8 protein-coding genes are annotated in these 8,201 nt (G+C 73.9%); 4 read left to right on the top strand and 4 right to left on the bottom strand.

Annotation, left to right across the window (positions count from 1 at the left end):
- The first annotated feature begins 29 nt into the window (after positions 1-29).
- On the top strand, positions 30-899 hold the full coding sequence (locus ACFXKG_RS39765) for an SGNH/GDSL hydrolase family protein (RefSeq protein WP_384850040.1): 870 nt from the start codon (positions 30-32) through the stop codon (positions 897-899).
- 58 nt (positions 900-957) lie between these two features.
- Here ACFXKG_RS39765 and ACFXKG_RS39760 read toward each other — a convergent pair whose 3' ends face one another.
- Genes ACFXKG_RS39760 through ACFXKG_RS39745 form a run of 4 tightly spaced genes read right to left on the bottom strand, consistent with a single transcriptional unit; the run spans position 958 to position 4,519 of the window.
- The gene (locus ACFXKG_RS39760) at positions 958-1,842 is read right to left on the bottom strand and encodes a biotin-dependent carboxyltransferase family protein (protein ID WP_384850034.1); all 885 of its coding nucleotides are present in this window, start codon (positions 1,840-1,842) and stop codon (positions 958-960) included.
- Positions 1,839-2,456 (bottom strand): 5-oxoprolinase subunit PxpB, encoded by a 618-nt coding sequence (gene pxpB, locus ACFXKG_RS39755; RefSeq protein WP_384850031.1) that lies wholly within the window; start codon positions 2,454-2,456, stop codon positions 1,839-1,841. Before pxpB ends, ACFXKG_RS39760 begins: the two co-directional genes overlap by 4 nt.
- Positions 2,453-3,217: a LamB/YcsF family protein gene (locus tag ACFXKG_RS39750; protein ID WP_384850028.1), complete on the bottom strand. Its 765-nt coding sequence runs from the start codon at positions 3,215-3,217 to the stop codon at positions 2,453-2,455. The genes pxpB and ACFXKG_RS39750 overlap by 4 nt, the downstream gene beginning before the upstream one ends.
- A 24-nt stretch (positions 3,218-3,241) precedes the next feature.
- Positions 3,242-4,519 (bottom strand): MFS transporter, encoded by a 1,278-nt coding sequence (locus tag ACFXKG_RS39745; RefSeq protein WP_384850026.1) that lies wholly within the window; start codon positions 4,517-4,519, stop codon positions 3,242-3,244.
- A gap of 146 nt (positions 4,520-4,665) precedes the next feature.
- Here ACFXKG_RS39745 and ACFXKG_RS39740 point away from each other — a divergent pair, with 146 nt between their 5' ends.
- The 3 genes from ACFXKG_RS39740 (at position 4,666) to ACFXKG_RS39730 (ending at position 8,184) form a co-directional block, all read left to right on the top strand.
- Positions 4,666-5,382, top strand: a complete 717-nt coding sequence (locus tag ACFXKG_RS39740; RefSeq protein WP_384850023.1) for a GntR family transcriptional regulator — start codon at positions 4,666-4,668, stop codon at positions 5,380-5,382.
- Between the two features lie 51 nt (positions 5,383-5,433).
- Positions 5,434-6,978: a hypothetical protein gene (locus ACFXKG_RS39735; protein WP_384850020.1), complete on the top strand. Its 1,545-nt coding sequence runs from the start codon at positions 5,434-5,436 to the stop codon at positions 6,976-6,978.
- 294 nt (positions 6,979-7,272) lie between these two features.
- Positions 7,273-8,184 (top strand): hypothetical protein, encoded by a 912-nt coding sequence (locus tag ACFXKG_RS39730; RefSeq protein ID WP_384850017.1) that lies wholly within the window; start codon positions 7,273-7,275, stop codon positions 8,182-8,184.
- Positions 8,185-8,201 lie beyond the last annotated feature (17 nt).

The raw sequence follows: 8,201 nt of genomic DNA, 5'->3' as shown, positions 1-8,201 counted from the left end.
GCACGCAGGCGGGCCCGCAGCCCGGCCCGGTGTCCGTCCCCACGGCCACGCCCCTGCGGTTCGCCGCGCTCGGGGACTCCCTCACCGCCGGGATCGGCGACCCGGTGGACGGGGACGGCTGGCGCGGGTGGGCCGCGCTGCTCGGCGGCGCCCTCGGTGCCGCGGAGGGCGCGGAGGAGGAGTGGTTCCGGAACTTCGCGGTCAGCGGCGCCCTCACCCGCGACGTCGAGGAGCGGCAGACGCCCGAGGCGCTGGAGTTCGCCCCCGACATCGCCTCCGTCGTCGTCGGCGTCAACGACACGCTCCGCTGCGCCTTCGACATCCAGGACCTCGCCCCGCGCCTCGACCGCGTCTGCGCCGCCCTCGCCGCGCGGGGCACCGTCCTGCTCACCGCCTGCCTGCCCGACCCCGGCGCCATGCTCGGGCTGCCCGCGCCGCTCGCCCGGCCGCTCGCCCGGCGCCAGCGGGCCCTCAACGCCGTCGTCCACGCGCTGGCCGCGCGGTACGACACCGTCCATCTGCACATGGCCGACACCGCCTGGGTCGCCGACCGTTCGCTGTGGAGCGCCGACCGGCTGCACCCGGGGGAGCGCGGCCACCGGATGATCGCGGCACGTTTCCACGCGTCCCTCGCCGGCCACGGGTTCGCCCTCGGGGCGCCGCCCGCGCTCGACCCCGACCGGCCGCCGCCCACCCGCGGGGAGTCACTGCGCTGGCTCGCGACCTCCGGCACCGGATGGGTGGCCCGACGCTGCCGTGACCTGCTGCCGGAACTGATGCGGCTGGCGGGCGACGAGGTCGCGCACTGGGCCCGCGGCACCAGCGCCCGCCTCGACCTGCGGGCCGACCACGCGCTCTCCGGGGCGCTCGCCCAGCTCGCCGCCCCGAGGGAACGGTGACGTACAAGGAGTGACGTACGAACAGTGACGTACCAAAAGTGAGGTACGGCCCCGGAGGTCAGCGACGCCCCGGCACCCGCTCCCGCCCCGGGACGAAGCGCACCGGCGTCCCCGGTGCCGCCTGCGCCGCGGCCGCGAGGTCCCGCCCCGCGACGACCGCGACCACCGGATAGCCGCCGGTCGTCGGCCGGTCCGCCAGGAACACCAGCGGACATCCGTCGGGCGGCACCTGCACCGCCCCGTCCACCAGCCCCTCACTGGGCAGTTCGGCCGGCACGGCGCGCTCCAGCGGCGGCCCCTGCGTGCGCAGCCCGATCCGGTTGCTCGCGGACGACACCCGGTAGACCGCCGTGGTCAGCGTCCGCAGCGCGGCGGGTGTGAACCAGTCGTCGCGCGGCCCGAGCCGGATCCGCAGCACCAGTTCGTCCGGCGGCGCCGGGGCCGGCACCCCATCCAGCCACGCCGCACGTCCTGCCGGACGGCCCAGCACCACCACCGCGCCGTCCCCCAGCGGCGCGGGTCCGAGCCCCGAGAGCAGATCGGTGGCGCGGCTGCCCAGCACCGGGCGTACCGCGATCCCGCCGCCGAACGCCACGTAGCTCCGTACCCCGGAGACCGCGGGACCGATGTCGAGGACCGCGCCCGCCGGGACCCGTACGGGCGCGCCCCAGGCCGCCGGACGGCCGGCGACCGTGACCGCGCACGGTGCGCCGGTGACCGCCACCGTGACCGCGCGCCGGGGCCGTACCGCGCAGCCGCCCAGCGTCGTCTCCAGGGCCGCGTCCCCCTCCGCGTTGCCCACCAGCCGGTTGGCCAGCCGCAGCGCGGGCCGGTCCAGCGCCCCGGAGCGGGCCACCCCCAGGTGGGCGTGGCCGCCGCGCCCCAGGTCCTGCACCGTGGTCAGCGGCCCCTGCCGTACGACGGCGAAGGCGCGGTCCGTCACCCGTCCACCGCCGTGAACCGCACCCGCGTCCCCGGCGCGAGCAGCGCCGGCGGGGTCCGCGCGGTGTCCCACAGGACGGCGTCCGTCGTCCCGATCAGCCGCCAGCCGCCGGGGGAGGAGCGCGGATACACCCCGGTGTACGGGCCGGCGAGACCGACCGAGCCCGCCGGGACCGCCGTACGGGGCGTGGCCCTGCGCGGTACGGCGTACCGCTCGGGCAGCCCGGTGAGATAGCCGAAGCCGGGCGCGAACCCGCAGAACGCGACCCGGAACTCCGTGGCCGTGTGGATCCGTACCACCTCCTGCTCCGCCACCCCCCACAGCGCGGCCACCTCCACCAGATCGGCGCCGTCGTACCGGACGGGCAGCTCGACCGCCGCCCCCTCTGCCACGGACGGCCCGGCGCTCTCCCAATTGCCGAGCTGCGCGGCGAGGCCGGCCGGGTCGGCCACCCCGTCGAGCAGGACCGTTCGCGCGGCGGGCACGATCTCCCCGACCGGCGGGAGCGTGCCCTCGGCGCGGCGGCGCAGCAGCTCGGCGTGGAGCGCCTCGGCGGCGGGCCCGTCGGCCACCTCGACGAGCAGCGCCCGCTCGCCCACGGGCAGCACCCTCATACGAACGCCTCCAGCCGGACGCCGGACGCCTCCAGCCGGCCGCGGACGCGCCGGGCGAGCCCGACGGCGCCCGGCGTGTCGCCGTGCAGACAGAGCGAGCGGGCGCGGACCCCGATGGACTGCCCGCCCAGCGAGGTGACGACGCCGAACCGGGCCATGGAGACGGCCCGTTCCACCACCGTCGCGGGATCCGTGATCACCGCCCCCTCCTGGCCGCGCGGCACGAGCGTGCCCTCCACGGTGTACGCGCGGTCCGCGAACGCCTCGGTGACGACGGGGAGTCCGGCCTTCTCCGCCATGCCGTGCAGCCGTGAGCCCGGCAGCCCGAGCAGCGGCAGCCGCTCGCCGGTCAGTCGCACCCCCTCCACGACGGCCTCGGCCTGCTCCTCGTCGTGCACCACCCGGTTGTACAGCGCGCCGTGCGGTTTGACGTACGCGACCCGGGCGCCCGCCGCCTTCGCGAACACCTCCAGCGCGCCGATCTGGTAGGCGACCTCGGCCGCCAGCTCGTCGGCCGGCACCTCCATCGGACGCCGTCCGAAGCCCGCCAGATCGCGGTACGAGACCTGGGCGCCGATCCGTACTCCCCGCTCGGCGGCCCACGCGCAGACCCGCCGCATCGTGGCCGCGTCCCCGGCATGGAAGCCGCAGGCCACGTTGGCGCTGGTGACGACGGAGAGGAGTGCCTCATCTTCCGTCAGCCGCCAGCGGCCGAAGCCCTCCCCGAGGTCGGCGTTGAGGTCGATGGACGCCCAGGTCATGGAGTCACCTTCCGATCGGCGATGTCAGAGCAGTTCACGCCCGCGGGTCTCGGGCAGGCCGAGCAGTGCGAGTACGGCGAGACCGTAGCCGACCGCGCCGAACACCAGGGCCCCGCCGACGCCCCAGCTCGTCGCCAGGAACCCGACGAGCGTGGGGAAGAGCGCGCCGACGGCCCGCCCCGTGTTGTACGTGAAGCCCTGCCCGGTGCCGCGTACGGCGGTCGGGTAGAGCTCGCTGAGGAACGAGCCGAAGCCGCTGAAAATGGCCGACATGCAGAAGCCGAGCGGGAATCCGAGAACCAGCAGCAGCCCGTCGGCCCCCGCCGGGATGTTGGTGTACGCGAGGATCGCCGCGGCGGACAGCACCGCGAAGAGCGCGATGTTCTTCTTCCTGCCGAGCCGGTCCGTGAGGTAACCGCCGGTCAGATAGCCCGTGAAGGCACCGGAGATGAGGAAGGCCAGATAGCCGCCGGTGCCGACGACGGTGAGCCCGCGCTCGCTCTTGAGGAAGGTGGGCACCCAGGTGGCGAGCGTGTAGTAACCGCCCTGCACCCCGGTGGACAGCAGGGTCGCGAAGAGCGTCGTCCGCAGCAGGTCCTTGCGGAAGATCGCGGTGAACGAGCCCTTCCGCGCGCTGGTGCGGCGCTGTTCGGCCGCCGCGGGCGCGTCGCTGACGTTGCGGCGTACGTAGACGATCAGCAGCGCGGGCAGCGCGCCCGTCCAGAACATCACCCGCCACGCGGTGTCCGCGTCCAGGAACTGGAAGACCAGGGTGTAGACGACGACCGCGAGCGCCCAGCCGGCCGCCCACGCGCTCTGCACGGCGCCGAGCGTACGGCCGCGGTGCCGCCCCGAGGCGTACTCGGCGACGAGGATCGCGCCGACCGCCCACTCACCGCCGAAGCCCAGCCCCTGGAGGGCACGGAAGACCAGCAGCGTCTCGTAGTTCGGCGCGAAACCGCACAGCACGGTGAAGACCGCGTAGGTGATCACCGTGATCATCAGGGCCCGCACCCGGCCGATCCGGTCGGCGAGCACACCGGCGACGGCGCCGCCGATGGCCGACACGACCAGCGTGACGGTGGTGAGCAGACCGGTCTGGCCGCTGTCGAGGCTGAAGTAGGCGGCGATGGCCACCATCGACAGCGGCAGCGTGAAGAAGTCGTACGAGTCGAGTCCGTAACCGCCGAACGCGCCGGCGAAGGCCCGGCGCCCCTGCGGCCCCAGGGCCCGCAGCCAGGCGAACGCGCCGGTGTCCTCGGGAAGTTCGTCCTTGGTCAGACGTGCTTGGGTCGTGCTCATCTGCACCTCGCAGGAGGGTGAGTGTGCCGGGACCGTGAGCTGAGAACACCGTAGGGGATTGTTCAACGATCCGACAAGAGCCATGTAGGTTCGTCACTTTCTTCTACGATGGACGGACATGCCGGCCGGACGAGGGAGAGCACGCTGTGGGGACGAGCGGGTCGGACCTCGGTCAACTGGCGGACGACCGCGCGCTGCTGGGCCGCACCAGCACGGCGGAACGGGTCGCCGACATCCTGCGCACGCGGATCGCCGAGGGGTACTTCCAGCCGGGGGAGCGGCTCTCCGAGGACAGCATCGGCAAGGCGCTCGCCGTCTCCCGCAACACCCTGCGCGAGGCGTTCCGGCTCCTCACCCATGAACGGCTGCTGGTCCACGAGCTGAACCGGGGGGTCTTCGTCCGGGTCCTCGCGGTCCAGGACGTCGAGGACATCTACCGCACCCGCCGGCTGATCCAGTGCGCGGTCGTCCGCGGCCTCGACGGTCCCCCGTTCGAACTGGGCGGCCTGCTGGACGCCGTCACCGAGGGGGAGCACGCGGCGGAAGAGGGCCACTGGAAGGACGTCTCCACCGCCAACATCCACTTCCACCGCGAACTGGTCGCGCTGGCCGGCAGCGCGCGCACCGACGAGCTGATGCGCGGCGTCCTGGCCGAACTGCGCCTCGCCTTCCACATCGTGGACGACCCGCGCGCCCTGCACGAGCCGTACCTCACCCGTAACCGGCAACTCCTCGAATCCCTGAAGGCGGGCGACCGGGACGGCACGGAACGCCTCCTCGCCGCCTATCTGGACGACTCGCGGGAGCAGGTCGTGGAGGTGTACGCGGGCCTGGTCGCCGACGAGCCCGCGGACAAGGACTGAGGTTCTGCGTCGTTTCGACCGTTGTCGGTGCGAGGACCTAATCTGTTCCCCGTGACTTCGCCTGCCCCGACGGACTTCGTTCCGCCCCAGCTCAGCGCGGGGCCGCGGCCCGCCCAGGGCCCGGCCGCCGACGAAGGGCTCGCGCGCCGCCTGCGCGCGCTCGCCTGCACCGCGCCGCTGCACGACCTGGACGCCCGCAAGGCCAATCTGGCGGGCGAGTACTCGGTGTACGCGATGGCGGAGGTCGCGCTCTCCGCCATCGACCTGGTCACGCTCAACATGGACTTCGACACCGGCGCCGACCACGAACAGATAGTGTCCAGACTCCTCCCCCGCATCGCAGCCCAGGCACCCCGCCGCCCGGCCGCGGAGCACGAACGCGTCGCCCGCTGGGTCCTGGAGAACCTGATCAACGTGGGCAGCGTGGACCGCGGCTTCCGCGCCGTCTACGGCACGTTCGGCACGGACGGCGTCTACACCCGCAGGGATTACGACTTCAAGCTCATCGAAGAGGTCCCGGGACACGGCGGCAGCGTCTTCCTCCGTACGACCGACGAAGCGGTCAACGTCCTGGTCGGCGCCCTCGACACGGACGTCACCAGCGCCCAGATCGCCGCCGAGGTCAAGCTGGAGGTCCTGATCAGCCGGGGCAGACTGGCCGACGCCCAGCTCGCCGCCGAACAGGCCCGGTACCGGACCGTGCAGTACGCGGAGACGCTGCGCAGAACCCTGGAGGCGACCCGGCGCAACGTACGGGCCGTCGACTGGCTGAACGCCGTACCGGACATGATCGACGAGGCACTCGACCATGTCGCCGACCGGTACCGCCACGAGAACGCGATCCTGACGAACATCCGCAAGGCGCGGGACGAGGCGGAGACCGGCACCGACCCCAGAACGGCCGAGCACAAGCGGCGCGCGGCCGAACTCGTCGACATCGTCAAGGACTGCATCCGCCGCCACACCCAGCTCCAGTCCCGCCTCCTGGAGGCCGGCCCCCTCTTCCGGGCCGAACAGGACCGCCAGGCCTTCGCCCGGCCCGCCGCGCACACCGGACTCGACCTGTACGGACAGCTCGTCGCCCCGCTGCTGCCGCTCCCGGTGGAGCGGGCCGCCCGTGTCACCGACGCCTTCTTCGCCCGCGGCACGGGCCTGCGCACCCCGGCCTCCGTCCGGGTCGGCGACCTGATCGACCTGCTGCTGACCCCACCGGTGGAGCGCGAACACCTCGGCGCGGAGATGCCGGAACCGGACCTGATCGCGACCCCGGACGACAGCCGCTTCAGCGAGGAACAGCTCGCGAGCGCGAAGGAACTCCTCGACCTGGAACACGACGCGCCGCGCAGACTCTCCGGCCTCCTCGCGGAGGCCCGCCTGCGCGATCCGGAACTGCCCTACCTCGTCGCCCTCCTGGCCATCCACGCGGCCAGCCCCCCGGTGGGCACGGCCTACCGCCAGGGCGAGGAGCGCCTGCTCTTCGCGGTGGACGACGGCACCCCCCTGGACGACCCGGAGTTCGGCGGCGCGGACCTGATAGTCGGCACGGCCCTCCTGGACGCGGCAGGCATGACGGCGGACCGCACGGAGGCGGCATGACCGGCGCCGCGCAACGCTCGGTCGGGACCTCCGGCGGAGACCCACTTCCTCAGCCAGGTCGGTGCGTTGGGGCGACCCACCGGCGGGAGGGGGTCGGGGGCGGAGGAGGTGCGTGTCCGGACTGAAGCGTGATGTGTGGCGCGTAGACGCCCGTCTCCCCGTACAAGAGCAGTACCGCGCCGTACATCATGCCGTCCGGGCATGTGCCTCCGGAGGCCCCGGCCCCCGCGCCCAGCCACGTACCCCCAGCCGGACGGCGTACCGCACCACCCGCACCCCCCAAGGAGCCGCCCCGTGAGCGACTACACCGCCGAGCCTTCCGCCACGTGGCCCGACCCCACCGACCAGGACCCGCCCGAGCCCCCCAGGCCGAGCGCCGGCGGAGCGCTCACCCCGGCCGACGCCGCCGACGCCGCCCGCCTCGTCTCCTTCGGGCTCCAGCCCAAACTGCTGCCGGCCCGCGACGCCGAGTACACCGAGCTGCTCCGCCGCTACCGCGAGGACCCCGCCTTCGCCCGCGTCGCCGACGCCGTCGCCACCGGGTTCGGTCTCGTCGTCCTCGAAGTCTCCCCGCGCGCAGGCATGGCCGTCACCGCGGCAGAGGACTCGGTCTTCGCCGTCCGCATGGGCGACTACGCGCGCCGCGCCTCCACCGACTCCGCCGACCGCTTCCTGCACGGCCTCGCCCATCTCGCCGTCGCGGCCCTGGCCTTCCCCCGCCCCGAGGACCTCGCCGACGACGGATACATCGGCCGGATCACGGTCAACGGGGTGGACGCCTTCGTACGACAGGCCTGCCGCCGCCTGGAGGAGCGCGCCGAGCGGGACGGGGAGAACACCGACCCGTCGACCGACGCCCCCGGCCTGGAGGCCGCCTGGCGGACCTACGCACGGCGCAGCGCGACCGGCGCCACCAAGGATGCCCGCCGTCTCGCCGGCTCCACGACCGGCATCATCGGCAAGGCCGTCGCGTTCCTCACCGACTCCGGATTCCTCCAGCGCACCGGCGACGACGCCGGAGGCGCCTACCGCACCACCGCCCGCTACCAGCTCCAGGTGCGCGACATGGCGGGCCACGCGGCCCTCGGCGAACTGCTGGAGCTGGGCGTCGTCCCCGTCACCGACGGCTCCGCCACCCTGCTGCCCCCGCCCGACGGCGACGACCTGGAACTGGCCGCCGACGCGGGCCTGCCCTTCCACGCCTGACACCCCGCCCACGCCCA

Source organism: Streptomyces sp. NPDC059255 (genome assembly GCF_042752355.1).
Classification (GTDB): domain Bacteria; phylum Actinomycetota; class Actinomycetes; order Streptomycetales; family Streptomycetaceae; genus Streptomyces.
This window is presented reverse-complemented; position numbering and strand designations above follow the sequence as displayed.

Excerpts from the sequence above, each read along its gene's own strand:
- pxpB (WP_384850031.1), bottom strand. The coding sequence starts at position 2,456 with ATGAGGGTGCTGCCCGTGGGCGAGCGGGCGCTGCTCGTCGAGGTGGCC.
- ACFXKG_RS39750 (WP_384850028.1), bottom strand. The coding sequence starts at position 3,217 with ATGACCTGGGCGTCCATCGACCTCAACGCCGACCTCGGGGAGGGCTTC.
- ACFXKG_RS39745 (WP_384850026.1), bottom strand. The coding sequence starts at position 4,519 with ATGAGCACGACCCAAGCACGTCTGACCAAGGACGAACTTCCCGAGGAC.